At 68.0% G+C, this 25,197-nt stretch carries 24 protein-coding genes; 12 read left to right on the top strand and 12 right to left on the bottom strand.

The annotated features are described in order from the left end of the window. Nucleotides 1-17 precede the first annotated feature (17 nt). Complete coding sequence (locus G432_RS06880; protein WP_015458103.1) at nt 18-758, bottom strand: flagellar hook-basal body complex protein; 741 nt, start codon at nt 756-758, stop codon at nt 18-20. 148 nt (nt 759-906) lie between these two features. Here G432_RS06880 and G432_RS06875 point away from each other — a divergent pair, with 148 nt between their 5' ends. From G432_RS06875 to G432_RS06860, 4 genes are read left to right on the top strand one after another with little or no spacing between them, the layout of a single operon-like run. Then, the gene (locus G432_RS06875; protein ID WP_015458102.1) at nt 907-1,398 is read left to right on the top strand and encodes a flagellar basal body-associated FliL family protein; all 492 of its coding nucleotides are present in this window, start codon (nt 907-909) and stop codon (nt 1,396-1,398) included. Continuing rightward, entirely contained in the window at nt 1,395-2,423 is a 1,029-nt protein-coding gene (gene fliM / locus G432_RS06870; protein WP_015458101.1) for a flagellar motor switch protein FliM, read from the top strand. Before G432_RS06875 ends, fliM begins: the two co-directional genes overlap by 4 nt. Next, complete coding sequence (locus tag G432_RS23695; RefSeq protein ID WP_015458100.1) at nt 2,420-2,941, top strand: DUF6468 domain-containing protein; 522 nt, start codon at nt 2,420-2,422, stop codon at nt 2,939-2,941. The genes fliM and G432_RS23695 overlap by 4 nt, the downstream gene beginning before the upstream one ends. After that, nucleotides 2,941-3,615, top strand: coding sequence for a MotE family protein (locus tag G432_RS06860; RefSeq protein WP_015458099.1), 675 nt, complete (start codon nt 2,941-2,943; stop codon nt 3,613-3,615). The genes G432_RS23695 and G432_RS06860 overlap by 1 nt, the downstream gene beginning before the upstream one ends. Before the next feature lie 123 nt (nt 3,616-3,738). On the opposite strand, the gene G432_RS06855 is transcribed toward G432_RS06860, so the two are convergent. Next, nucleotides 3,739-4,152 (bottom strand): hypothetical protein, encoded by a 414-nt coding sequence (locus tag G432_RS06855; RefSeq protein ID WP_015458098.1) that lies wholly within the window; start codon nt 4,150-4,152, stop codon nt 3,739-3,741. A 109-nt stretch (nt 4,153-4,261) separates the two neighbouring features. Between G432_RS06855 and G432_RS06850 the strand changes: the two genes are divergently transcribed. Beyond that, nucleotides 4,262-4,531 (top strand): hypothetical protein, encoded by a 270-nt coding sequence (locus tag G432_RS06850; RefSeq protein WP_015458097.1) that lies wholly within the window; start codon nt 4,262-4,264, stop codon nt 4,529-4,531. Continuing rightward, nucleotides 4,531-6,372, top strand: a complete 1,842-nt coding sequence (locus G432_RS06845) for a hypothetical protein (protein WP_015458096.1) — start codon at nt 4,531-4,533, stop codon at nt 6,370-6,372. The genes G432_RS06850 and G432_RS06845 overlap by 1 nt, the downstream gene beginning before the upstream one ends. A gap of 25 nt (nt 6,373-6,397) precedes the next feature. On the opposite strand, the gene G432_RS06840 is transcribed toward G432_RS06845, so the two are convergent. The 5 genes from G432_RS06840 to flgE form a co-directional block, all read right to left on the bottom strand. Further along, nucleotides 6,398-7,186: a hypothetical protein gene (locus tag G432_RS06840; protein WP_015458095.1), complete on the bottom strand. Its 789-nt coding sequence runs from the start codon at nt 7,184-7,186 to the stop codon at nt 6,398-6,400. Between the two features lie 195 nt (nt 7,187-7,381). Further along, on the bottom strand, nt 7,382-7,837 hold the full coding sequence (locus G432_RS06835; protein ID WP_015458094.1) for a GNAT family N-acetyltransferase: 456 nt from the start codon (nt 7,835-7,837) through the stop codon (nt 7,382-7,384). Between the two features lie 173 nt (nt 7,838-8,010). Beyond that, entirely contained in the window at nt 8,011-8,919 is a 909-nt protein-coding gene (locus G432_RS06830) for a flagellin (protein WP_015458093.1), read from the bottom strand. Between the two features lie 37 nt (nt 8,920-8,956). After that, complete coding sequence (gene flgK, locus G432_RS06825; RefSeq protein ID WP_015458092.1) at nt 8,957-11,041, bottom strand: flagellar hook-associated protein FlgK; 2,085 nt, start codon at nt 11,039-11,041, stop codon at nt 8,957-8,959. 51 nt (nt 11,042-11,092) lie between these two features. Beyond that, nucleotides 11,093-12,376: a flagellar hook protein FlgE gene (gene flgE / locus G432_RS06820; protein WP_015458091.1), complete on the bottom strand. Its 1,284-nt coding sequence runs from the start codon at nt 12,374-12,376 to the stop codon at nt 11,093-11,095. A 171-nt stretch (nt 12,377-12,547) separates the two neighbouring features. On the opposite strand from flgE, the gene G432_RS06815 reads away from it, so the two are divergent. The 5 genes from G432_RS06815 (at nt 12,548) to G432_RS06795 (ending at nt 16,848) form a co-directional block, all read left to right on the top strand. Continuing rightward, nucleotides 12,548-12,952 (top strand): flagellar biosynthesis repressor FlbT, encoded by a 405-nt coding sequence (locus G432_RS06815; protein ID WP_015458090.1) that lies wholly within the window; start codon nt 12,548-12,550, stop codon nt 12,950-12,952. A 10-nt stretch (nt 12,953-12,962) separates the two neighbouring features. After that, nucleotides 12,963-14,306 (top strand): flagellar protein export ATPase FliI, encoded by a 1,344-nt coding sequence (gene fliI / locus G432_RS06810; protein WP_015458089.1) that lies wholly within the window; start codon nt 12,963-12,965, stop codon nt 14,304-14,306. Further along, the gene (locus G432_RS06805; RefSeq protein WP_015458088.1) at nt 14,290-14,724 is read left to right on the top strand and encodes a hypothetical protein; all 435 of its coding nucleotides are present in this window, start codon (nt 14,290-14,292) and stop codon (nt 14,722-14,724) included. The genes fliI and G432_RS06805 overlap by 17 nt, the downstream gene beginning before the upstream one ends. Next, entirely contained in the window at nt 14,721-15,749 is a 1,029-nt protein-coding gene (locus tag G432_RS06800; RefSeq protein ID WP_015458087.1) for a hypothetical protein, read from the top strand. Before G432_RS06805 ends, G432_RS06800 begins: the two co-directional genes overlap by 4 nt. 163 nt (nt 15,750-15,912) lie before the next feature. Further along, the gene (locus G432_RS06795) at nt 15,913-16,848 is read left to right on the top strand and encodes a DNA-directed RNA polymerase sigma-70 factor (protein ID WP_015458086.1); all 936 of its coding nucleotides are present in this window, start codon (nt 15,913-15,915) and stop codon (nt 16,846-16,848) included. Between the two features lie 102 nt (nt 16,849-16,950). On the opposite strand, the gene G432_RS06790 is transcribed toward G432_RS06795, so the two are convergent. The 5 genes from G432_RS06790 to G432_RS06770 form a co-directional block, all read right to left on the bottom strand. Next, nucleotides 16,951-17,703, bottom strand: a complete 753-nt coding sequence (locus G432_RS06790; RefSeq protein ID WP_015458085.1) for an SDR family NAD(P)-dependent oxidoreductase — start codon at nt 17,701-17,703, stop codon at nt 16,951-16,953. A 90-nt stretch (nt 17,704-17,793) separates the two neighbouring features. Continuing rightward, nucleotides 17,794-19,071, bottom strand: coding sequence for an MgtC/SapB family protein (locus tag G432_RS06785; protein WP_015458084.1), 1,278 nt, complete (start codon nt 19,069-19,071; stop codon nt 17,794-17,796). Nucleotides 19,072-19,167: 96 nt separating this feature from the next. Next, on the bottom strand, nt 19,168-20,733 hold the full coding sequence (locus tag G432_RS06780) for a S10 family peptidase (RefSeq protein WP_015458083.1): 1,566 nt from the start codon (nt 20,731-20,733) through the stop codon (nt 19,168-19,170). Nucleotides 20,734-20,847: 114 nt separating this feature from the next. Further along, nucleotides 20,848-21,213 carry a hypothetical protein gene (locus G432_RS06775; protein ID WP_015458082.1) on the bottom strand — a complete coding sequence of 122 codons (366 nt, stop codon included), beginning with the start codon at nt 21,211-21,213 and terminating at the stop codon, nt 20,848-20,850. Nucleotides 21,214-21,565: 352 nt separating this feature from the next. Beyond that, nucleotides 21,566-23,488, bottom strand: a complete 1,923-nt coding sequence (locus tag G432_RS06770; protein WP_015458081.1) for a HAMP domain-containing methyl-accepting chemotaxis protein — start codon at nt 23,486-23,488, stop codon at nt 21,566-21,568. A gap of 253 nt (nt 23,489-23,741) precedes the next feature. Between G432_RS06770 and G432_RS06765 the strand changes: the two genes are divergently transcribed. Further along, the gene (locus G432_RS06765) at nt 23,742-25,145 is read left to right on the top strand and encodes an alginate export family protein (protein ID WP_236626868.1); all 1,404 of its coding nucleotides are present in this window, start codon (nt 23,742-23,744) and stop codon (nt 25,143-25,145) included. Nucleotides 25,146-25,197: the final 52 nt, after the last annotated feature.

Raw genomic sequence — 25,197 nt, 5'->3', positions numbered from 1 at the left:
AAGGAATTGAAGGGGGATCAGTTGACGCGGCCGAGCTTGTCGATCGCCTGCTTGCGCATGTCGTTCAGGCTTTCGGTCATGCGCATGCTGGTCTGGTAGGATCGCAGGATATCGATCATCGTCGTCGTCTCGACGATCGGCTGCACGTTCGATGCCTCGACGCCGCCGATCTTCAGCCTGGCCTCGCGCGCGGTGAGCACGCGGCCGCGCGTGCCTTCCATCAGCCCGTCGCCGCGCGGCGATACGTTGATCTCGTCGAAGGTGGTGATGGCGATGCGGCCGAGCGGCCCGTCGCGGCCCATCACGGTGCCGTCGCCGGCGATCGTGACCATCGTCTTCTGGTCGTCCGGCACGTTGATGGCGCGGCCATTTTCGTCGAGGATGCGCTGCCCGCCGGAGGTGGCGAGATCGCCGGTCTCCAGAATCTTGATGAAGCCCGCGCGCGTATAGGCGACGCCGCCGCCCGGCGCCTCGACATTGATGTAGCCTGGGCCGTCGATCATCACGTCCAGCGGGTTGCCCGTCGCCTGGAAGGCGCCCTGGCTCGCATCGTGGACGGCGCCGTAATCGAGCACGAAGCTCGTCTTCTTCGCGTCCTCGACGGGGGCTTCCTTCGTCTTCTCCACATATTCGTGGAACAGCGGCTGTTCCCGCTTGAAGCCCACGGTGGAGGTGTTCGCCATATTGTTCGCGGTCACGTCCAGCCGCCGCCTGAGCGCCTGTTCATGGCTGAGCAGCACAAAGGATGAGACGTCCATCAACCCACCTCGGAAAAATCGAGACCTTATTTGGCGCCAGGCAAAAGTTGCCGCACGCTCATCCTATAATAGGAGGGAAATCCGGTTCCCGGTGCGCCGCCTGCCGATTTAGGCGGGCCGGGACCGGCGGCTCCAAGGGAGTGAATGCGTGCAGAGCAATGCAATCAGTGAAGCGGTGCCGATCGAGGCCAGGCCGGCGGGGCGTTTCGGCAAGCGTGCGAAGATCATCGCCGGCGCCGTCGCCGCGCTGGTGCTGGGCGGCGGGGTCGCGGGCTATGCACTGATCGGCGGCGACAAGGGCGAGGACGTGGCCTCCGCCGCTGGGGATGCGGGCAGCGATGCCTATGTCGAAGTGCCGCCGATGATCGTGAACCTGCGCAGCAGCGACGCGCAGGCCCGCTTCCTCAACCTGCGCTTCATCATCGTCGCGGCCGATGCCGGCAAGTCGGAGAAGGTGCGGCAGAAGCTGCCGGTGATCCTTGATGCGCTCCAGCCCTTCCTTCGCGAATTGCGGCCGGACGACCTCAACGGATCGGCGGCGGTGTTCCGCGTGAAGGAGGAGATGATGTCGCGCGCGACCAATGTGCTCGGCGTCGGCGTCGTCCGCGACGTGCTGATCCAGGACCTCGTCCAGCAATGAGCGGCGGCGGCGACGATTTCGAGGATTTCGCCCTGCCCGAACCGCCGGTGCTGCCGGTCGGGGCCGAAGTCACGTTCGACCAGGCGGGCATCGACGCGCTGTTCGGCTTCGATGCCGCGCTGGAACCCGCGCAGAAGAGCGGGCTCAAGGCCGTCATCGAATCCAACACGATCAGCCACGAACGGCTGCCGATGCTGGAGGTGGTGTGCGAACGCATGGTGCGCACCTTCGCCACCAGCATGCGCAACCTCACGTCCGACGCGATCGACGTCAGCCTGGAGGAGATCACCTCCGTCCGCTTCGGCGAGTTCATGAAGCGCGTGGCGCTGCCCGCCATGCTCGGCGTGTTCAAGGTGAAGGAATGGGAGAATTACGGTGTCGTCACCGTCGATTCCAGCCTGATCTACGCCGTGGTGGATGCGCTGCTCGGCGGCCGCAAGGGCGGCGGCGCCGTCCGCATCGACGGCCGCGCCTTCACCACCATCGAAACCATGCTGGTGTCGAAGATGGTCCAGCTCGCGCTCGACGAATTCTCGGCCTCGTTCGAGGCGATCGAGCCGGTGACGATGGAGCTGGAGCGCGTGGAGAGCAGCCCGCGCTTCGCGGCGATCGCCGGCCCTTCCAACATCGCCGCGGTCGCCACCTTCCGCGTCGACATGGAAGGGCGCGGCGGCAAGTTCAACATCCTGCTGCCTTATGCGACGATCGAGCCGGTCCGCACCAAGCTGCTCCAGCGCTTCATGGGCGAGAAGCTGGGCCGCGACCGGATCTGGGAAGCGCATATGGCGGCCGAACTTTTCAATACCGAGGTCGTCGTCGATGTCGTGCTGGGCGAAAAGCATATGCGCCTGCACGACGTGATGAACATGGCCGTCGGCCAGACGCTCGCGCTCAATCGCGGGCCGGACGATCCGCTGGAGGTGCATTGCGGCGGCGTGCCGCTGGGTCATGCCCATATCGGCCAGCGCTGCAGCAACATCGCCATCCGGCTTGCGACCGACATTTCGAAAGGCTTCCCCAAATGACTTTCGCCGTCTTCACCAATCTTCTTCTGACGCTGCTGTGCGCGGCGGTGCTGGTGCAGTGCACGCGGATGATGCGCAGCTTCCGGGCGATCAAGTCGGGCGATCTCGGCGAGACCGTGGCGCAGCTCGATCGCGCGACCGGCCAGGCCCGCGCGGTGCTGGGCGAACTGAAGACGCTGCTGGCCACCGACGGCGCCGCCAATGCGCGCGTCATCGCTTCGGGCGAGGCGCTGCGCGACGAGCTTTCGGTGATGGTCGGCATCGGCAATGCCGTGGCCGAACGGATCATGGACGCCGCCGCCACCGCATCCGATCGGAAGGATCTGCCGGCCGACGAAGCGGATGTCGTTGCCGAGGCCATCGCCGAGGCCGCGGCCGAAGCGGCGATCGATCAGCCGGTCGTGCGCGCCGCGCCGCGCAAGCGCTCGCGCTCCAAGCCGAAGCGTCCGCGTCCGGCGGTGACGGCCGTCGCCGATGACGGCGCGATCCCCGCCGAGACGGTGGCGGAAGCCGCGTGATGGCGCCGCCTCCTTCGCTTTTCTCGCGCATGAGCGGGGTGGCCGGGCAGCTTCCCGGCGTGGTCCGCGATCTGGTGCGCAAGCCTTCGCTCCTGTCGCTGACCGCCGGCGTGGCGGGCCTTTCCGTCATCGCCAATGCCGTGGCGGTCGCGGCCCCCACGGCCGAGCAGCCGGCGCCGGCCAGCCGGCTGGGGGCATCGATCCAGCAGAGCGTGCGCGAGCGCGATCAGGCGATCGCCGATCAGAAGCGCGGGCTCGACCTGCGCGAACAGGCGCTGCGCGCCAGCGAGGCGCGGCTGAAGGCCGATCTCGCCCAGCGCCAAGCGGAAGCCGCGCAGTCGGCGTCGTCTTCGGGGCGCGGCGGTGCCCAGGGCGGCGATGGCAATGATTCCTACGACGATCTCGCCCGCATCTACCAGACGATGAAGCCCGCCAAGGCGGCGGTGATCTTCGAGCGGCTGGATCTCGACGTGCAGACCGAGATCGCCCGGCGGATGCGCGAGCGTTCGACCGCGATGATCGTATCGAACATGACGCCCAATGCTGCCGTGCAGCTCAGCATGGCGCTGGCGGGCAAGCGCCAGCTCCAGCCCGTGGTGGTGGAACAGCAGCCGCAGCAGCCTCCGGCGCGGCGCCCGAATGGTGCTGCGCCGCGCGGGCTGGCGGCGCGCTAGGCGGCTTCACGCCTGGGCGGCATCGCCGGGCGGCAAGCGGGAATGAAAAAGCCCCGGTTCGGCACGAGGCCGGACCGGGGCTTTTTCTCTTATCGGTCGGTCGGATCGCCCGGCCGAAGCCGGTCAGGCGACGGGCAGGGCGGCGACCTTCACGATCAGCACGCGGGCGATGCCCGGATTGACGCGCTTGAGGGAGGCGGTGACGTCCGCGCTCAGCCGTTCGGCATCGACGGCGGTAAGTTCGGACGCATAGAGGCGCGCGAATTCCAGCGTGGCGGCAAGCGAGGCGGCGCGCAGGCGCGGCATTTCATCCTGCATCGCGCTGGCCGCCGCGGCATCCTTCGCCTCCAGCACCAGCGAGAGCTGAAAGGAGCCTTCGATCCGGCTGGGGCTGAAGATCGGGGTTTCGATCCGGTCCATCTGCACGAAATGGGATTCGCCGCCCGCCACTGGCGATCCGGCATCGGCGGCGCCGGCGACGCTGCCGCTGGTCATCGCTGAAAGAGCGGTGGCTGCGGTCACGACAGTCTTGCGCATCTAGGTCTCCGCAACAGGCGGTTCGGCCTGCTCAATTGTTGGGCCGCGAATCCGGCGGCGCGCTCTTATCTCCTATAATAGGATGAAAATGTGTGAAGCAGGTGCCTAGATGAGCCGCGATCAGCAGCCCGAGAGAGTCAGGGTCGTATCCTCGGGTCAAACGACCGCGATCCCCCGCCGCCGGCGCGGCGACCGGGAAGCCGATGACGCGGCCGCGGGCGAGATCGTTGCCGCCACCGCCGACGCCGTCGACGCGCTGATCGATCCGCCGGCCGCGACGGGGCTGCCGACCATCGCGCTCGCCCTGCTGTTCATCCTGGGCTGCGGCATCGGCGGCGCGCTGATCGGCGCCTTCGGCCTGTTCGAGGTGCAGCCGTGATGAAGCTGCCCTTGCTGCTCGCCTCCGCCGCGGCGCTCGCGGCGCCCACGGTTCCGCCGCCCCCGGCGCCGATCGCCGCGTCGGCCGCCGAGGACGATGTCGCGATCGCTTCCACCCCGGCGCCGCCGCAGATGGCGCGCCTGCCGGGCTTCGCCGCCGATCTCGCCCAGCAGCCCGACATCTCCATGCCCGCTGCCTGGAAGATCATATCGGAGGACGTGGCCTGGCGGATGCTGGCGCGGGCCTCCGCCTCCGGCCGGCAGCAGGCGCGCTGGGATTATGCGCGCAGCCTGATCGGGCGCGGGCGCGGGTCCGAGGCGATCGGCGTGCTGGACGTGATGCGCCAGGACGATCCCGATCTCGCCATGGTCGATGCCTTCAACCTCGCGCGCGCCACCGCGCTGACGATGATGGCGCGCCCGGCCGATGCCTTCGCGCTGCTGACGGCGCCGGGCCTCGTCAATAATCCCGAAGCCTGTGCCTGGCGCCTGCGCACGCTGGCCGAAACCGGCTTTGCCGAAGCGGCGATGGGGCAGGTGGCCTGCGCCAAGGCGGCGATCGACGCCCGCAAGGGCGACGCGCGCCAGCCCTTCATCATCGCGGCCGCACGGGCGGCGGTGGAAAGCAACCGCCCCGATTTCGCGCTGCGCTGGCTGGCGCTGACCCCCGATCGCGATCCCGCCGCCAATCTCTATCGCGGCCGTGCCTATCTGGCGCTCGGCCAGTCGGACGAGGCGCGGCTGCGCTTCGCCCGGGTGGAGAAGAGCGGCACGATGGGCCAGCGGATGGATGCGCGCCTCAGCCTGATCGAGGCGGAAACCGCCAGCCATGCGCTGACGCCGGCGGCCGCGCTGAAGAAGCTGGATGCCCTGCGCTATGTGTGGCGCGGCGATCAGGTCGAGGAACGGGCGCTGCGCCTCAGCTATCGCCTGAACAGCGAGATGGACAATCTGCAGGGCGCGCTCAGCACCGGCGCCACCCTGTTCCGCTTCTTCCAGCCCAGCCGGCAGGGGCCGGATTTCGTTCCGGGCCTGCAGGCGAAGCTCGCCTCCGCGCTCGATCCCGCCAGCAAGCTGCCGCTGGATCAGGCGGCCGGGCTCTATTGGGATTATCGCGATCTTGCGCCCAGCGGCGCCGAAGGCGATTTCCTGGTGACGCGGCTGGCGGACAGGCTGCAGGCCTCCGGCCTCTATGCCCGCGCCGGCGATCTTCTGGAGCACCAGCTTTTCGTGCGCACCCGCGATATCGCGCAGGGGCCGCTTTCGGTGAAGGTAGCGACGCTCCACATCCTCGCGGCGCGCCCCGATCGCGCGCTGGCGGCGCTGCGCAGGACGGCCGCCAACCCCTATACCGACGAGATGATCCACGCCCGTAAGCGGGTGGAGGCGGTGGCGCTCAGCCAGCTCGGCAAGGTGGACGAGGCGTTCGCCGTGCTGCAGGACGTGCCGGGCGCCGGCCCGCTGCGGGTCGAGATATTGTGGAAGAACCGCAACTGGGCGGCGCTGGCCAGCGAGATGGCGCCCACGCTGCCGCGCGCCGGCAGGATCAGCGACGTCGATCAGGCGGTGCTGCTCCGCTATGCCGTATCCCTGGCGATGCTGGGGCAGGAGGATGGGCTGGCGGCGCTCCGGGCGCACTATGCCGCGTCCTTCCAGGGCCTGCCGACCGCGCCGGTGTTCGAGATGCTGACCGGGACGGTGGGATCGGTCGACCCCGCTGCGATATCGCGCGCGATGGCCGCCATCCCCAGCGTGAGCCCGGCCGGCGAGATCGCCGAGCTGGTCGATGCCGGGCCGATTCCCGCCGGCAAGGCCGCAACGCCCGGCCCCAGGGGGGCGTAAGGCCTATCGGGCACGGCCCGATCCGCTATTTGGCGGCGAGGGCGAACTGGAAGTTGAGGCCGACGAAGATCTGCCATTGCGGCGTGCCGGCGCCGTTGGTCCAGACCGAATATTGCGGTTCGACGAAGCCGTTGATGGTGGTCTTGCCCACCTGCCATACCTTGCCCACGCCCAGGCCCAGCGGAATATAGTCGCCGGCCTTTTCCAGATCGAAGGTCCAGGTGCCGGTGGAGCGCATGTAGAAGCCCTTGGGCAGGTTGTAGATCAGCAGCGGCTGGAAGGTCATCAGCGAGGTTTCGGGCCGGTCGTCGTCGCCCGCGAAGGAATGCTGGTAGGTGAGGAGCGAGCCGATAAGCCCCCATTTTTGTGGCGCGATCAGCAGGCCGACGGCGCCGGCCTGCCACTTGCCGCTGCCGGTGACGTGCTTGCCGGCAATGGGGGCGACGAGCAGAGGCCCCACTCCCAGCTCCATCTTCCCGGACTTGAAGGGGATGATGTCCATCAGCGTGAGATCGCCGAAGGCGGTGGCGTGGCCGGATGCTGTGGGCGTGGTGACGAGCGGCAGGGTGAAGCGCAGCAACTGCCCGCGGCCGAAGGTCTTGTGCGGGATCAGCCCGCGAAACAGAAGCTGGTTGGCATCCTCGTCCGGCACGTCGGTCAGCTTGGGCACGTAATAATCGTGTATGTTGAAGGTGATCTTCGGCGTCAGCGGATTGTTGGCGTCGTTCTGGCCGCTTTCGCTCTGGGCCAAGGCCGCTCGCCCCCAGGATGCTGCGAGCAGGAGGGCGGCGAGGGTGAAACCGGCACGCTTCATGGCGAACTCCCCGGATCCTGTGGAGCCGTTGGCGCGAGTCTCGCAAAAGCGCCCCGGAGGGCCAATCGGTAGAACTACCCGGTTTGGAGGGGGATTTGTGGGGCCACCCTTATGGGGCACGGGGAATGGAGGAGGCGGAGCGTTGCCTAAGGGTGATCTGTCCCACCCGGCAGCCCATCCACGGATGAGGCAAATTCAGCCGCGATTTCCGAGCATCTGCGCAGCCGGTTCCTGAAGCCGCTTGCGCAGGAAAAACCGGCGCTGGCCCACCGGATGGTCCCCCAACTCGCCGAACAGCTCGAATCCCAGCTTCTCGTAGAAGCCGCGGGCCTGGAATTCGAAGGTGTCCAGCCACACCCCCACGCAGCCATGGGCGCGGGCGATGCTTTCGGCTTCCTGCATCAGCGCCTTGCCGTAATTGCCGCCGCGCCACTCCTCCGGCACGGCGAGCAGTTCAACGAACAGCCAGTCATAGGCGATCTTGCCCCACAGGCCGCCGACATCCCGGCCGGCCTGGTCCGTCAGCAGGATCGCCACCGGGCGCAGGCCGGGGTCGCCCGCGCGGCTGGCATTGAAGGCGCGCAAGGGAGCGAGAATGGCCTCGCGATCGGCGTCGGACGGCGTTTCGGGTATCGTGATGCGGAGCGTCATCGGCCGGCGGTAGCAGAAGCGCCGGGGACGAAACAGGCGGGTGCGTCATGCCACGCCCCCAAAGGAAAAGGGCGCCCCGTCCGTGACGAGGCGCCCTTGCTGCCGACGGTTGCGACCCGCGGTAAGCAAACAGGCGGGGGAGGGGTGCGGCCCCGCAAGGGCCGGCCCGTCCGTCAGCGCAGATAATTGACCAGCGAAAGCCCGTTGAGCTGGGCGAACACCGAATAGGATGCCTCGAGGGTGAGCTGATATTGCGCCATGTCGACGGCGACCTGACCGAGATCGGCATTCTCGGTCTCGCCGATCACCTCGGTCATCAGCATCGAGCGATCTTCCGCCCTTTTGCCGATCTGCTCAACATAGGCCATCTTGCGGCCATTCTCGCCATTGACGGTGCGCACGTCCGTCAGCCCCGCGTCGAGTGTATCGACGGCGGCGAACAGCGCGGTGCGCTCCGCATCGGTGAGCGGGCTGGAAAGCTCGCCCAGGTCGGCGAGCGCGCCGAACGCATCGATGAACTTGCCGGCGAAATCGCTGGCGACGATGCCATATTCGACATCGAGATCGTCACCCACCCGGGCCGATCCGCGCACCTGATCGTTGGCGAAGGCATCGGCCGGATCGAGGCCGATCGTGTCGGACAGCGTTTCCGGCTTGAGCGGCTTGGTATCGGTCTGCGAGCCGCCGAACAGCGAGCGGCCGTTCACCTTCGTGTTCATGATGGTCTTGAAGTCGTCGAACGCGGCCTCGATGTTGGCGGCCAGATCGCGGCCATCGGAAATACCGAGCGAATCCATCACCTTCTGGCGCAGGTTCGTCATCGACTTTTCGAGGTCGCTGAGGTTCGCGTCGTAGAATTTCAGCGTCGTCGTGGTGTTGCCGGCGGACGCCTTGTAGCCTTCCTGCCGTTCCAGCAGGGCGTTGGCCGAAAGGGCGCGGATGGCATCCCCGCCGAGCTGCGAATAATTCTGCGCCTTCTTGCCGGTGGCGAGCTGGGCCTGGCCGGCGGCGAGCAGCGACTGGGTGCGCTGCAGGCTGCCCATCATCACGCTGTTGAGCTGGGTAGTGGCTACGCGGTTCATGACTGTCTCCCTGGAGGACGGTGGCGGCTGGCGGGGATCAGCCCACCATCTCCAGCAGCGTGTCATACATGCTGCTGGCGGTGGTCATGACCCGGGCGGCGGCGGAATAGCTGTTCTGGAGCACCACCATCTGGGCCAGCTCCTCGTCGATGTTCACGCCCGCGAAATTGTCGCGCCGGCCGACGGCGTCGCTCAGCCGCGCGCTCGCCGCATCGAGGTTGGTCTGCGACTGGGCGGACTTGGTGGCGATGCCGGCAATGAACTGGCTGGTGATCGCGTCCACCGATGCCTTGCCCTTGTTGCCGAGGTCGATCGCCTTGGTCAGGCTGTCGACGAAGCCGCCGGCGCCCCGGAAATCGCCCGGCCCGATCGCTTTCTCGCCGATGGTGGCACCCAGGTTCAGCCGGGCGAGGGGAAGGTTGGCGGTGTTGTCGAGGATGTCGGGCCGGATGAAGGCGCCGTCCACCGCGCTCTTGCCGGCAAGGTCGGAGAAGGACAGGCCCGATCCGTTGCGGCTGGTGGAATCGGCCGGGATCGTTATGCTCGCCCCCGCGCTCGAGGCATTGGGGGTGAACTGGATGCGGCCGCGATCGTCGAGCGCGAAGCTGCCATGGCCGGAAAGCGGGCTGGCGTTGAGCTGGGCGATGACATCGCCGAACGTCTCGCCACCGGTGGCGGTGTAGGTATAGCTCGCCATCGGCCGGCCGGCGGCGTCGCGCAGCACGACCTCGGCGGTCTCGCCGGCGCCGAAGCCGGCCGCGTCGGCGGCGGTGAAGCCCGATGGGGTGATCGCGCCGCTATCGCTTCGGATCACGTCGTTCAGGCCGAAATAATGCGAAAAGCCGACACCAGCGCGGTTGGCGGGGTTGGCTTCGGCCTGCGCCACGGCGACGCCGTTGGGCGCGGCATCGGCGGCGATGCTGAGGCGGCCGTCGACGAAGGAGGCGGTGGCGAAGCCGGCGAGCCCGGCATTGATCGCGGCGACCGCGTCGTCCACCGTGGCCGTCGGCCCCAGCGCATCGAAATCGACATCGACCTTGGCGAGCAGCGTGCCGTCCGCGCCCATGACAGCGAAGCTGGCGGCGCCGGTGAAGCCCAGCCGGTCGGTGCCGGCGAGCCCGGTCTGCCGTCCCTGCAGGCTGGCGGGGGCGGGAACGGTGGTGCCGGCGTTGGCGGCCGCGTTCAGCCCCTCGGCCAGCGCGGAGAACAGGTCGCCCACCTGCCCCGAATAGGCCGGCAGCACATTGTCGCGCAGGTCGATCAGCGAACCGAGCGTGCCGCCGATCGCGGAGGAATCGATCTTCTGCCCGGTGGAGGCGCCGAGCGTGCCGTCATTATTGGCGAAGCGGATGTCGATCGCCGAATAAAGCGGCTGCGCGGCGCCCGGCCCGCTATTGTAGCTGAGCTGGCGCAGCCGGCGGTCGAGCAGCACCTGGCCGCTGTCGGCCTCGATCATCATGCGGCCGTCCGGCTGTTCGCGCACCGTGACCTTCATCAGGCCGCTCAGTTCCTCGATCGCGGCGGCGCGTTCATTCTCGATGCCCGACGTGCTCTGCCCCAGCGCCCTGCGCTGCGCGACGGAATCGTTGAGCGTGTGGATCTGCTTCAGCAGCGTGTTGGTGCGATCGACGGTATAATTGACCTCGGACTCGACATTGGCCTGCAGGCCGTTGGTGTCGCCGCGAAGCTGCTTCAGCAGGTCCAGCATGTCATCGACATTGCCGGTGAAGGTGGCGATCGACTGGGGCGTCGCCTCCAGGCTCGACATCTGCGTGGCGGACGAGGAGACGGCGGCGAGGCGGGCGGCGAGGCCCGTCGTCGATCCCACGCCGCCCAGCAGGGATTCGAGCTGGTCGAAATAGGAAGAGGCGGTCTTCGCCCAACCGGCGCCGGCCGACCGGTTGTAGACCGTGCTCTCCAGGAACTTGTCCGCGACGCGCGAAGGCTCGCTGACATAGACGCCGCTGGTCCGCCCGCCGCTGACCGTGCTGGACGCCGCCACCTTCTCGCGCGCGTAGCCCGGCGTGTTGACGTTCGCGATATTGTTGGAAACCGTCCGCATCGCCGCCTGTGACGCGGACAGGCCGGACACGGCGGTGTTCAGGATGTCGTTCAGTGACACGGGCGGTTTCCTCTGGCGTTCATGGTCTTCAGGCGGGCGGGATCAGGCGGATCAGCGCTTCATGTTGCCCAGTTCCTGCAGCATCTCGTCCACCGTGGTGATGATCTTGGAGGACGCGCTGTAGGCGCGCTGGAAGCGGATCATGTTGGTGAATTCGCCGGCGAGATCGACGGTGGAGGCTTCCAGCTTGCCGGCCGCGATCTTGCCCGAGCCGAGCGAGCCGGCCGGGTTGACCGAAGGCGTGCCCGAATCCAGCGAGGTGATGTAGGCGTTGCCCGAAACCGCCGTCAGCCCGTTCGGGTTCTGGAAGGTGGCGAGCGGGAGCTGGTAGATCGGGCGGGTCGATCCATCCTCGAACACGGCGCTGACGACGCCGCTGTCGGAGATGTTCACCGAGGCGACGGCGCCGAGGATGCCGCCGTTCACGCTGGACGAGAGCAGCGAGGAATCGCTGCTGAACTGGGTGATGCCGTCGAGCCCGCCCTGCGAGCCCAGCGAGAGCGAGATCGGCGAGGCATCGGCCCCGTTGCCCCAGTTGACGGCGAGATCGTCGAACAGGCCGGCGGTCGATCCCGCGACGTCGAGGCTGCCGTCGCCGTTGAAGGCGAGCGATCCGCTGCGCAGCAGATTGCCTTCCGAATGGATTTCCACCGCCCATTCGTTCGTCGCGGTCTTCACGAAGGCGAAGGAGACGGTGTGGGCATTGCCCTGCGCGTCATAGACGTCGACCGAGCGTTCGAACTGCGGTTCCACCGTGCCGTTCATCATGTCGCCGGCCGCGGCGTAAGGCGGCGTCGTCGGCGGTGTGGCGGTGGATTGCAGGTTGGCGCGCAGCGCGATCTTGGTGGTGGCCTGCGCGGCGCCGCTCAGCTCGTTGATGTCGACCGGGCGCAGCGCGTTCATGTTGCCGTTGTTGACGAAGTTGCCATTCTCGTCGAGCGGCCAGCCCTGCAGATAATAGCCGGCGGTGTTGTAGAGTTGCCCGTTCTTGTCGGGCACGAAGGAGCCGGCGCGGGTGAAGGCGATCGGCGCGTTCGGATCGGCGCTGGAGCGCACGACGAAGAAGCCCGCGCCGTCGATGCCGAGATCGGTGAGGCTGCCCGAAGACTGGAGCAGGCCCTGGGCGGAGATCATCGCCTGCGGGGCCGCGGAGACGCCGCCGGCGGAATAGCTGTTCTTGGTGCCGCTGTTCGTGACCAGCGTGCTGAACTGGGCGGTGGTGCCCTTGTAGCCCACGGTGTTCACGTTGGTGATGTTGTCGGCGACGGTCGCCATCGCGGTGGACTGTGCCCCGAGGCCCGAGACGCCGGCATAAAGAGCGGAATAGAGGCTCACATGATTCTCCTATGCGTGGTGACGGGCGCGGCCGTGGGGGCACATGCCTGTTCCATCGATCATTGTAGGAGGGAGAAGAAGCCGACCAAATATAGGCAAAATTTTCCGGGTGCGGGGGCCGCATCCGCCATCGCCATCCTATAATAGGGGAAACGGCATTTGAGGCAGGACATGGCGCTCCGCATTTCCCTTCGCGACGGCGAGAAGATCATCGTCAACGGCGCGGTGCTGCGCGCCGCCGGCCGCACGGACCTGTGCATCGAAAACAACGTCACGCTGCTGCGCGGCCGCGACGTGATGAGCCCGGAAGAGGCGAACACGCCGGCCCGCCGGCTCTATTTCGCCTGCATGATGGCCTATATCGACAGCGCCGATCAGCAGCGCCACCAGGATGCGATCGTCACGCTGGTGCAGGCGCTGATGGAGGCGCTGGAATCGCCGGAAGCCAAGACGGTGTGCATCAGCTTCGCCCAGAAGGTGGCGACATCCGATTTCTATCGCGCGCTGGCCGATTGCCGCTGGCTGATCGATTATGAAGCCGAGGCGATGGCCCGGCCGGTGGCCACGGCCGCCTGAGGCCCAGCCCGTGCTGACACTCGCGTCCGCCGAGGCGGGGCTGCGCGCGCTTTCGCCCGATCGCCGCTACGGCCGGGTGGTGGCGGTGCGCGGCGCGCTGATCGAGGTGGAGGGACTGGCCGGCGCCGCCCAGATCGGATCGCGCATCCGCGTCGCTTCCCCCGGCGGCACCGTGGAGGCCGAAGTCACCGGCCTCGATCGCGGCATCGCCCACTGCCTGCCGTTCAGCGATCCGCAGGGCATCGCATCGGGCGCGCGGGCGGATATCGCCGCCGGCCAGTTCGCGCTGCGCCCTTCCACCGCCTGGCTCGGCCGGATGATCGATGGCCTCGGCCGCCCGGTCGACGGCAAGGGCGTGCTGCTGGCGGGCGCCGTGCCGCGCCCGATCAAGGCGATGCCGCCGCTCGCTTCCGCCCGCGCCCGCGTGGGCGCCAAGATCGAGACCGGCGTGCGCGCGCTCGATATCTTCGCGCCGCTGTGCCTCGGCCAGCGGCTGGGCCTGTTCGCGGGTTCGGGCGTCGGCAAGTCGACCCTGCTGTCGATGCTGGCGCGCTGGACGCAATGCGACGTCGCCGTGATCGGGCTGATCGGCGAGCGCGGCCGCGAAGTGCAGGAATTCGTGGAGGACGATCTCGGCCCCGATGGCCTTGCCCGCAGCGTGGTGGTGGTCGCCACCTCCGACGAACCGGCGCTGATGCGGCGGCAGGCGGCGTGGACCACGCTGGCGGTGGCGGAATATTTCCGCGACCAGGGCCTGAACGTGCTGTGCCTGATGGATTCGGTCACGCGCTTCGCCATGGCCCAGCGCGAGATCGGCCTGGCCAGCGGCGAGCCGCCGGCCACCAAGGGCTATACCCCCACCGTGTTCGCGGAGCTGCCGCGCCTGCTGGAGCGCGCCGGGCCGGGGCTGGCCGGGCAGGGATCGATCACCGGCCTGTTCACCGTGCTGGTGGACGGCGACGATCATAACGAGCCGGTGGCGGACGCCGTGCGCGGCATCCTGGACGGCCACGTCGTCATCACCCGCCGGATCGCCGAACGCGGTCGTTATCCGGCGATCGACGTGCTGAAATCGGTGTCGCGGACCTTGCCCCACGCGCACAGCGAGGAAGAAAATCTGGTGCGTCTCGCCGCGCGCCGCACGCTTTCCACCTATGGAGACATGGAGGAGATGGTGCGGCTGGGCGCCTATCGCACCGGCGCCAGCGCCGAGGTGGATCAGGCGGTGCTGCTGGCGCCGAGGATCGAGGCGCTGCTGAACCAGTCGAAGAACGAACGCGGCCATGCGGGCGAGGCCTTCGCCGCATTGGCCGCCATCATGGAGGGACCGGAGCCCGATGAAGACGCCCTATGACGGCGCGATGCGCGTGCAGCAGCGCGAGATCGACGACGTGCGCGTCGCGATCAGCGTGCAGGTGAGCCAGCTCGTCCAGATCGAGAATAACCGCGCCGAGGTGGAGGCGGCGATGGAGCGCGAGGCGCGGATCGCGGCCGGCGACATCCTGTTTTCCTCCCATGCTTATGTCGAACGCATGTGCGCGCAACGGGCGCGCCTGCGCGAGGACCAGGCCGTGGTGGACGCCCAGCTCGGCCGGCTGCGCAACAAGGCGATGGCGGCCTACAGCTCGTTCAAGGCGATCGAATCCGCGGCCGACAGCTTCCGCACCGAGGCCGAGCGAGCCAGGGAGAATGCGGAGCAGGCCCAGCTCGACGATCGATCCGCCACCGCTTTCGCGCTCGGCCGCGGGCCCGTGCGGCGGCGCTCGCCATGATCGGGCGGCTGGACGGCCCGCACGGCGACATCCAGCAGGTGGATGCCCGCCAGCGGGCCGATCTGATCCTGGCCGAGGCGCGGGCGCAGCTTTCCAGCCGCCTGTGGCAGGCGGCGCTGGGCACCGGGGACGACGGCGCGGCCGTGGCCGGCACTGGCGGCGCGGGCAGCGAGTTCAGCCTGGATTCGCTGATCGCGATGTTCAGTGGCGGGCTGGACGCGCGGGGCGCCGCGCCGGCAATGGCGTCGCCGCAACCCTCCCAGCCCCCGATCGCTTATGGCGATGGCGGGCGCGACATGGCGTCCGCGCGGCGCCGCGATGGTGATGGCGATGGCCGTCGGGACGACGGGGACGCTGGCGAGGTGGGCGGCCTGGGCCCTAATGCGCGTTATCGTGCCACGCTGCAGTCGGCGGCCGCGCGCACCGGCATTCCCGCCGCCGCGCTGGCGGCGATCGTCAATGCCGAATCCGCGCGGGACAATGACGGGCGCTGGCTGGAATATTCGCGCAACCCGCGATCCAGCGCCGCCGGCCTTGGCCAGTTCCTCGCCGGCACCTGGCAGGGGGAGACCGAACGGCCGGGCACCTGGCTGAACACGGTGGCGCGCGCCAACGGCTGGCTGGACGCCGCTGGCAAGGTGCGTGACGACGCCCGCTCCGCCTTGCTGGCGCTGCGTTACGATGGCGACGCCTCGATCAACGCGATCGCCGATTATGCCCGGTCCAACATCGACCAGCTCGAAAAACGCGGGCTGCGCGTGGGCGAGGGGGCGGAGGCGATCGCGGAGATCGCCTATCTCGGCCATCATCTCGGGCTGGGCGACGCCGCGCGATTCCTCAGGAATGGCGGCCTCGATCCCGATCGCGCCCGCCTGCTGCTGAACGCCCAGGTCGGCACCGCCCGCGCGAGCGAACGAATCGCCGCCGCCGGCGATGCCAGCAGCGCGCACCGCGCCTGGCTGCTCGACTATGTCGGCCGCAATCTGCGCCCCGATCGCTTCCAGGTCCTTGAATCCAAAAGCTGACATCCCGCGATCGCCGGATTTCTCTCTCCTGCAAAAAATATGGGATAAATGGCCGCAATCCATATGGGATAAGAACCTTTGTTAACCTTTGTCGGCGACATAGGCCCCCGGTGAGGGACAGCATGCGGATGCGCAGGCGGCCCCTTGAACAGGGAGGCACAACATGTCGAAGACCACTGTCGCGCTGGAGGCCGCCGTCGCGGTCGTCATCGCGAACACCCCGGAAGGCGATGCGCGGCCCACCGCCCGCCAGCGCGCCGAGGTGGACAAGGCGTTTGCCCGCATTCTCAAGCTGATCGCGCCGCGCATCCGCCACTTCATCCGCCAATATGGCCTGGGCGGCCATTGGGATGATGCCGAACAGGTCTGCGCCATCGCGGTGCACCGCGCCATCCAGGCCTATGAGCCAGAGAAGGCCCAGTTCACGACCTTCGTGAACTGGCAGATCCGGGGGGAACTGCAGAGCCTTCGCTTCCGTCTGATGACCGATCAGCGCCCGTCGGCGAAGAAGGTCGATGCGACCACCATCTCGCTCAACGCCATGGTCCAGGGCAATGACGGCGAGGAAGCCTCGCTGGAAGCGGTGATCGAGGACGAGGACGCGCTCGCCCACACCGAAGCCGGCGCTTCCGACTATCTCGCCCGTCGCGCCACGGAATCGCTGGTCGACAGCTATGTCGAGCATCTCCGCACCACCGCGATCAACCAGCTCCGCCGCCGTCCGCGCCCCAAGAAGCGCGCGCCCCAGCCGCAGCCGTCCGATATCGCCGCGCACCTGCCGGTCCGCTTCCGTTCCAAGGTCCACGGCATCGAGCCGGAGGAGCTGGAGAAGCTGGAGCAGCGGCTCGTCCGCAACCGCGAGATCGTCGAGGCGCGCCTGTTCGACATCGCGACGCCCAGCTTCGTCGAGGAGGAGGCCGGTGTCACCAAGGAGCGCGTCCGCCAGATCACCAAGCGCGCCGCCAAGACCATTGCGGAACTGGCCGGCAGCGAGCCCAAGTTCGCGATGATGGCCGAATATCGCCGGCCCGGCGTGCTCCGCGCGAAGCCGCGCAAGGCGTCTGTCGAGGCATCGGTCGAAGCTTCGCCGAACGCCTGATATATTACAGGATATTTATGGGATGATCGGCGGCTGCCCTGCCATCCTTCCATAAGAAAAGCCCCGCCGGTGCCCATCGGCGGGGCTTTCCCGTTTGGCGGATCAGGCGTCGCGGGCGACCTGGAAGCCGGCGAAGGACTGGGTGACGGGCATCAGTTCGATGCTGTTGAAGTTGAGATGCTTCGGCTGGGTCGCGACCCAGAACAGGGTTTCGGCGATATCCTCGCCGGTCATCGGATGCGCGCCCTTGTAGAAGGCGTCCGAGGCCGCCTGGTTGCCGCCGGTGCGCACGGTGGTGAATTCGGTTTCCACCATGCCCGGCTCGATCGAGGTGACGCGCACGCCGGTGCCGTGCAGGTCCGAACGCAGGCCCAGCGAGAATTGCCGGACGAAGGCCTTGGTGCCGCCATAGACGTTGCCGCCGCCATAGGGATAGGTCGCGGCGACCGAGCTCAGGTTCAGGATCGCGCCCCTGCGTTCGATCAGCAGCGGCAGCAGCCGGTGGGTGATGGTGACGAGGCCGGTGACGTTGGTGTCGATCATTTGCCGCCACTGGCCGAGGTCGGAAACCTGCGCCGGGGCGGTGCCGAGCGCGAGGCCGGCATTGTTGATGAGCACGTCCACGTCGCGGAAGCCGGCGGGGAGGGCGGCGATGGCCCGGTCGATCGCGGCTTCGTCGCGCATGTCGAAGAGGGCGGGGTGGACCTTGTCGGCGCCCAGCTCGGCCACCAGCGCCTCCAGCCGGTCGGCGCGGCGGCCGGTGGCGATCACCTTCCAGCCCGCGCCCGCGAAGCGCCGCGCGGCCGCCGCGCCGATGCCCGCCGTAGCGCCTGTGATGAACACCGTTCCCGTCATGTCCCGTCCTTCCTTAGCCGGGCCGCCGCACCGGGGGCGGCCGTTCCGAGGCCCCTCTACGCCTTCCGGCGGGGAGGACGGAAGGGGCGTTCAGCCGGTGGTGAGGGAAAGCACCGCGCCCGTCGCGGCGGCCGCCATCAGCGAGGCCAGCACCATGTGGAGGCGAAAGGGGGCAGATCCCAGCACCGCCGCGTAGACCGCCTTCGCCGCGACGTTGGAAAAGAGCGCGACCGCGATCGCCTGGGCGGCGACCTGGGGGGCCAGCCGGTCCATCATGCCCGTTACCGTCACCGTCGCGGCGTCGACGTCCGCCAGGCCCGAAAGTGCGGATATGGCGAGCAGGCCGGCATCGCCGAAGAACTGGCTGGCCGCCTGGGCGAGGAAGGCGACGCCCACCAGCAGCAGCGCCATGCGGACCACGGAATCGAGCTCGAACGGATTCTTGTGCCGCTGCTCGGGGTGGCTGGCGGCGCCGCGCCGCGCGAGGAAGGCCGCATAGCCGATCATCACGGCGGCGCCCGCCAGTAGCGGCGCCACCAGCAGCGGCACCAGCGAGGATGCGAGCGTGCCGACGAGGAGCGCGGTGCGGAGGAAGGATATCGCGCCCGCGCTGACGGCGCCCGCCGCCAATGCCTCGCCGCTGGCCTTGTCCGGCGCTTCGGTCGCCGATCGGCGGGCGTTGGTGATGGTGACGGCGGTGGAGGAGACGATGCCGCCGACCGCGCCGGCGACAAGCTCGCCCCGCGCCGATCCCAGCAGCCGGACGGCGATGTAGCCGCCATAGGATATGCTGGCGAGGACGATCACCAGGGTCAGCGTCCGCGCCGGCGATATGCCGCCGAACGGGCCGATCGGATCGGCCGGCACCACCGGCAGGACGATGAAGGTAAGGGCGAGCAGGATCACCGCCGACCGCAGCTCCGCCCAGCGCAGCCGCCGCATCGCGCGGTGGAGGAATTCGCGGCTGGACAGGATCGTCAGCAGCGCGACGCCCCCGGCCGAGGCCACCGCCATGCTGCCCAGCATGGCGAGCGCGCCCAGCGCGAAGGTGAGCATCGCCGCCACGACCGTGGTGACGCTGTGCGACTGTTCGTCCTGCGTTTCGCGATATTGATAGAGGGTGACGGCGCCGGCCAGCACCAGGAAGAAGGTGGCGAGCACCAGGCCGGTGGGCGCCGCCTGCCCGGCAAGGTCGCGCTCGATCAGGCCGGCGGCGCCGCCCAGCATGCCGATCAGGGTGAAGGTGCGCAGCCCCGCCGTGCGCTGGCCGCGCGCCTCGTCGCGCTCGCGCCAATGCCGTTCGATGCCGATTGCGGCGCCGATCGCAATCGCCAGCGCCATCCGCCGGAACAGCTCGATATCGTCCATCGGCCGATATCGTCACGGCCCCGTGCCGAGGTCAATCCTCGGAAAGAAGGGAGGCGGCGCCGGGGCCTCGATCGGAAGCCCGGCGCCGCCGGTCGATCAGCGCGCGCCTTCGGCGTAGAAGCGCTCGAGATCCACGCGCATCGTGTGCAGCGCATCCGGGTTCAGATAGACCATGTGGCCCGCCGGATAATAACGGAACTGCAGGTTCTGGCGCAGGTTGGGCGCGAGCATCATGTGCTTCAGGTCGCGCTCGGTGGAGAAGAAGGGCGTCGCCATGTCGTAATAGCCGTTCAGCGACAGCACGCGCAGATGCGGGTTGATCCGCATCGCCGCCGAGAGATCGGCCGTCACGTCCGCGACATTCTGGGTGCGGCCGTCAGGCGCGCGATGCGACCAGTCCCACTTGAAGTCGCCACCGTCGCGGGCGCTGCCGCGATAGGTCAGCTCCGTCTCATAGCCCAGCTCGCGGGTCAGATAATCCTGGAAGCTGCTGACATAGAGGCCGGTGATGCCGGTGCTCGACGCATCATATTCCGGCTCCTCGCCGGCGGCGTCGTCATCGATGCCCATGTAGCGGGAATCGAAGCGGCCGACGGTGGCGCGCTGGTCGCGCAGCAATTCCTTGCGGAAGCGGCCGAGATCGACGCGCAGGTTGGCGCGCTTCAGATAATCGACCGACAGGCCGGTGAAGCGGCTGAGCTGCCGGGCGATCGAATCCTCTTCCTCGGGCGTGATGTCCTGCCCCTTGAGGAGGGCGGCCGCATAGGGGCCGTTGGCGAAGGCGCGGGCTTCTTCCACGAAGCTGGCGAGATCGGCGGGCTTGTCGGCCACGCGGTTATGATACCAGGCGGTCGCCGCATAGCTCGGCAGGTAGCCGATGTGGATGGTATCGAAGCCGGACTGGCGGATGCCGTAGTTCATGATCGAGGACAGCAGGATCACGCCGTTGAGGGCGACGCCCTCATCCTCCAGCTTGTAGGCGAGCGCGCCCGAGCGGGTGGTGCCGTAGCTTTCGCCGAAGATATATTTCGGATCGCCCCAGCGCTTGTTCTTGGCGATGTAGCGGGTGATCGCCTTGGCGAAGGCGTCCACATCCTGATCGACGCCGTAGAAGGTCGAAGGCTTGGTATCGCCCAGCGGGCGCGAATAGCCGGCGCCCGGCGCGTCGATGAACACCATGTCGGTGCTGCCGATCAGCGTATCGGCATTGGGGCCGACATCGAAGGGCGCGGGCGCCACCGAGGTGGGATCGGTGGTGCGGACGTGGATCGGCGCGAAGGAGCCCATGCGCAGCCACAGGCTCGCCGAGCCGGGACCGCCATTGTAGAGGAAGGTCACCGGGCGCCGCTTCCCGTTCGACGACGGTGCCGTGTAGGCGGTGTAGAAGATGCTGGCGGTGGGCTTGCCGTTCGCGTCACGGATGGTGAGCGTGCCGGCGGTGGCGGTGTAGCCGATGCTCCGCCCGCCGACCGAAACCTTCATGTTCTTGGACTTGGCGACTTCCTCGACAGGCGCGGTCGCCCAGTTGGCGGCGATTTCGGTCGCGACCTTCTTCTCGATGCTGTCGGGCGCGTTCTTGGCGGGCTCTTCGGGTTTCTGGGCGGCGGCGGGGAGGGCCGCCAGCAGGCAGGCGGCAAGGGTAACGGTGGTGGAAAGGCGCATGGATCGACCCGATTATGGTGTGGGGAGCCGCACCATGGAGGCCGATCGCCATCCGGCAAGCGCCTTTCGACAAACGGCATTCATCGAAAAGCCATGCCTTTCCAGCGTCGTGCTTCAACCCACCGTGCGCCAGACGCCCTTGGCGTCCTGCTGATACTGGAAAATGATGCTGTCTGTCGTCTGATCCGCGCGGATCAGCGTGATCCGCACGGTGCCCCGGTTCGATCCCGCCTTTGCGCCGCCATCCAGCAGGCGGACATAGCCTTCCTTGCCGCTGGTGGATTTCCACGGCCGGGTGGCGCCGATCGCGTCTTCGGACAGGCTATCGCGGATCACCGGCTGGAGCGCGGCGATGTCGCTCTTCTCCAGCCCGCGGAACATGAAGCGGTTGAGGAGCTGGGCGTCCGCCGGCGCGACGATGGCGACGGGCGCCGCGACGGCGGCGAGAAGGAGGAGGAAGCTCGACGCATTTTTTCGCATGGTGATGATCCTATCCTGCAGGTCCCGGAACTTGGACCGATCGGCCGGCCTGAAATCCTTGAGCTAGTTGCTGGAGAAGATGTTGCGCCGATTTGGGCCGAGGTCGAGCATCTTCATGCTTGCCTGCCTGAAATTTTGCACGGATGCGTGGCGTCGCTTCCCGCGGGTGCGGGGCAGCGGCCGATATCGTCGATCGGGGCATCGCGATCCTCCCTGCCGGCCCTTCCACCTCAACCCCGTAACGATCGATTCGATCCGGCCTTCCGCGCAAGCCGGAACAAGGATGCGAAAACGCCCGGCAGCCTTTCGGCCACCGGGCGCCTTCTTCGTGGGGACCGTTCCACCGGGTCGATCAGAAGTCCGACCAGTCCTCGTTATTGGTGCCGTTCAGGCGGGCGGCTGCGTTCGCCATGGCGGGCACCGGCAGCGCCTTCACGGGCGAGACATAGGCCTGATTGCGCTTGGGCGCGGGCTTCGGCTTGGCGGGGGCGGCTTTCGCCACCGGGGCGGATGCAGGCGCGGTCGCGGCCCTGCGGGCCTGCGGGCGGCCGTTATCGACCCGGAACAGCGCGGCCTGCTCGGCCAGCGAGGTCACCTCGGTCGTCAGGTTGCGCGCGGCGGCGGAGGTCTGCTCCACCATCGCGGCATTCTGCTGGGTCGACTGGTCCATGGTGCTGATCGCCACGCTGATCTGGCTGATCGCGGAGGACTGGGCCTGATTGTCCTCGGCCATCTGGCCCAGCAGCCCATGCACCTCGCCGACGCCGCCGGAGATATTCTCCAGCGCATTGTCCACGCGCTGCACCGCGTCCACGGCGGAAACGATGTCGGTCTGAGTGACGGTCAACTGATCGCGGGCGCGCTTGGCTTCCTCCTCCGCGCGCATCGCGAGCGCGCTGACGAGATCGGCGACGACCGCGAAGCCCCGGCCGGCATCGCCGGCGCGGCCGGCTTCCACCGCCGCGTTCATGGCGAGAACCCGGGTCTGGAAGGCGATCTTGTCGACGCCCTCGATCACCTGGTCGATACCCTTGGCGCTGTGGCTCACCCGCTCCATCGCCTGCACCGCTTCCTCGGCGACGGCGCGGCCGCCGGCCACGGTCGCTAGCGCTTCATCGGCGCGGGCCACCGTCTGCGCCGATGCGCTGGCGCTGGTCTTGAGGCGATCGTCGATCTGGGCGAGCGCGGCGGAGGTCTCCTCCAGGCTCGCGGCATTGCCCTCGGTGCGGCGGGCGAGATCCTCGGACGCCTGGGCGATTTCCTGCGATCCGGTGCGGATGCCGGCGGCGCTCACCGAAACCGCGCCGATCATCTCGCGCAGGCGGGCGATGGCGTCGTTGAAGTTGGTCTTGAGCGAGGCGACCGGAGCCGGGAACTCGGCCGTCACCTCGGCGGTCAGATCGCCCTCGGCCAGCGCGGCGAGCCCCTCGCCCAGCGTGGCGGTGACGAGCTTCTGCTCCTCGGCCAGCTTGCGATCCGCCTCGGCACGCGCGACGGCGGCCAGGCGGAACAGCTCGACCGCCTTGGCGATCTCACCCAGCTCGTCGCTGCGATCGCGGTGCGGCACGTTGGCCTGGCGGCCTTCGGCCAGCGCGGTGGTGACGGAGGTAAGCTCCGCCATCGGGCGCGACACGGTCTTGTTGAGCAGGTTCCAGATGATGGCGAGCGCGCCGAGCGAGAAGAAGACCATCACGCTCATGAAGATCAGCGCGTTGTCGGAGAATTTGTTGCCATCCTCGCCGCGGGCGTTGGCGAGCGCGACGGTCTTGTCCATCACCGCCCTCGTGGCGTCGATGGCCGCGTGCGAGGCCTCCTTGCCATCGGCCTTGAGCAGGGCCAGCGCCTCGGCATCCTTATCCTGGCGGCTGAAGGCGACGACGCGGGCATTCACCTGCTCCAGCCGCGTCAGCACCGCGCGGATGTTGGCGACATCGGCGGTGAATTCCTCGCCGGCGGCGGCCGCGAACTTGCCGAGGGCCGCGTCGATTTTCTCCTTATTCTTGGCGATGCGATCGTCGAGGCTCGCCATTTCCGCAGCGCTCACCGAAGTGACATGCGAATACATCAGGATGCGATATTCGCGCACATAGCCGCGCACGTCGGAGAGCGCATCCACGCTGGCGATGCCACTGGTCACATGTTCGTCGGCGATCTTGCTCAGATGCCGGTTGGCGATGAGGCCGGCGGCCCCGAGCGCGACGACGAACACCGCGATCAATGCGAAGGCGACCAGCATCTTGCGCGGCAATCGCCAGTTGTTGAGAGCGTCCTGCATCCCTGATCCTTAAGCTTACAAGTCGATGGGGGCGGAGTGGCGTCGCTTCGCCATCCGGCATCTTTCCCATTATAGGATGGCAGGCGGCGGGGCGGGTGGCCGCCTTGCGCAAAGCATGTCCGCTTCATGACAAAAGATTGTCGGCCGATCCGGCGCCGGCCTGTTCCGGTCCTATAAGATGGGCGATAGAAACCGGAGACCGAGATCGATGCGTATCTTCCGCCCCGCGCCTTGTCTGGCGCCCGTGGGGCCTGTGCGTTCCCGCATTTTCCCCCGTATCGCCGCCGTCCGCGGCCTGATGATGGCGGCCGGCGCCTGCCTGGCCGGGGCCGGCGGATCGGCCGCCCACGCGGAAGCCAACCCGCTGTTGCAGGCTGTCGGCGCGCCCGAGGGATTGACCCTCAAGGCCGGCATCCGATCCCGGATCGAGGCGATCGACGGCCAGTTCCGGCCGGATGCCGCCGAGAGCGATTTCATGTGGTCGCTCAAGACCACCCTGTTCGCCGAATATGATACCGGCCCGGTCCGCTTCGGCGCGGAGCTGTGGGATGCGCGCGCTTATGGCCAGAAGCGCAACTCCTCCGCCGGGACGGGCGAGGTCAACGCCATGGAGCTGATCCAGGCCTATGTCGGGCTCGACGTGAAGGGGCTGGGCGAGGGATCGAAGGCGGCGCTCAATGTCGGGCGCTTCGCCCTCGATATCGGATCGCGGCGGCTGGTGGCGCGGCAGAATTTCCGCAACACCACCAACGCCTATACCGGCGCCTATTTCGACTGGCAGGGCCGCGCCGGCGACCGGCTGATACTGCTCTGGTCGCTGCCGCAGATCCGCCTGCCGGAAGATGCCGACGGCATCCGCGACAACGAGGTCGAATGGGACCAGGAGACCACCGACCTCCAATTCTTCGGCGGCACCTTCACCAAGGCAAACGTGCTGGGCGGCACCTTCGAAATCTATGCCTATGGCCTCAACGAACGGGATTCGGCGACGCGGCTGACGCGCAACCGCCATCTCTACACGCCTGGCTTCCGCGCCTTCCGCAAGCCGGCCAAGGCCGCGCTCGATTACGATATCGAGGCCGCCTACCAGTTCGGCGAGGCGCGGGGCAGCACCTCGCCCAGCGACGTCACCGATCTCGATGTCTCGGCCTATCTGATCCATGCCGAAGTCGGCCGCACCTGGCCCGAAGGCTGGCAGCCGCGCCTATCCCTCCACTTCGATCTCGCCAGCGGCGACGGGCCGGGGGCGAAGAGCTACAACCGCTTCGACACGCTCTATGGCGCGCGGCGCTGGGAATATGGCCCCACCGGCCTCTACGGCCCGGTCGGCCGCGCGAACCTGCTGTCGGGCGGCGCGCGCATCGAGGTGAAGCCGGGCAAGCGCGTCGACGGCGCGCTGATGTATCGCGCGCTGTGGCTGGCCGACAGGACGGACAGCTTCGCCTCCACGGGCGTGCGCGATCGCACCGGCCATTCCGGCCGCTTCGCCGGCCACCAGCTTGAAGGGCGGGTGCGTTACTGGCTGGTGCCGGACCTGCTGCGCATGGATGCCGGCGCCGCCTGGCTGGCCAAGGGCCGCTTCCTCAAGGATGCGCCCAACGCCCCGGCCGCGGGCGACACCCATTATGGCTATCTCGATCTGGCGCTGGAATTCTAGGGTCGTCTGGACAAGGCGGTCCGCTGATTGACTGCCGAATATACGATTTGTA

Source organism: Sphingomonas sp. MM-1 (assembly GCF_000347675.2).
GTDB classification, from domain to species: Bacteria; Pseudomonadota; Alphaproteobacteria; order Sphingomonadales; family Sphingomonadaceae; genus Sphingomonas_E; species Sphingomonas_E fennica.
This window is presented reverse-complemented; position numbering and strand designations above follow the sequence as displayed.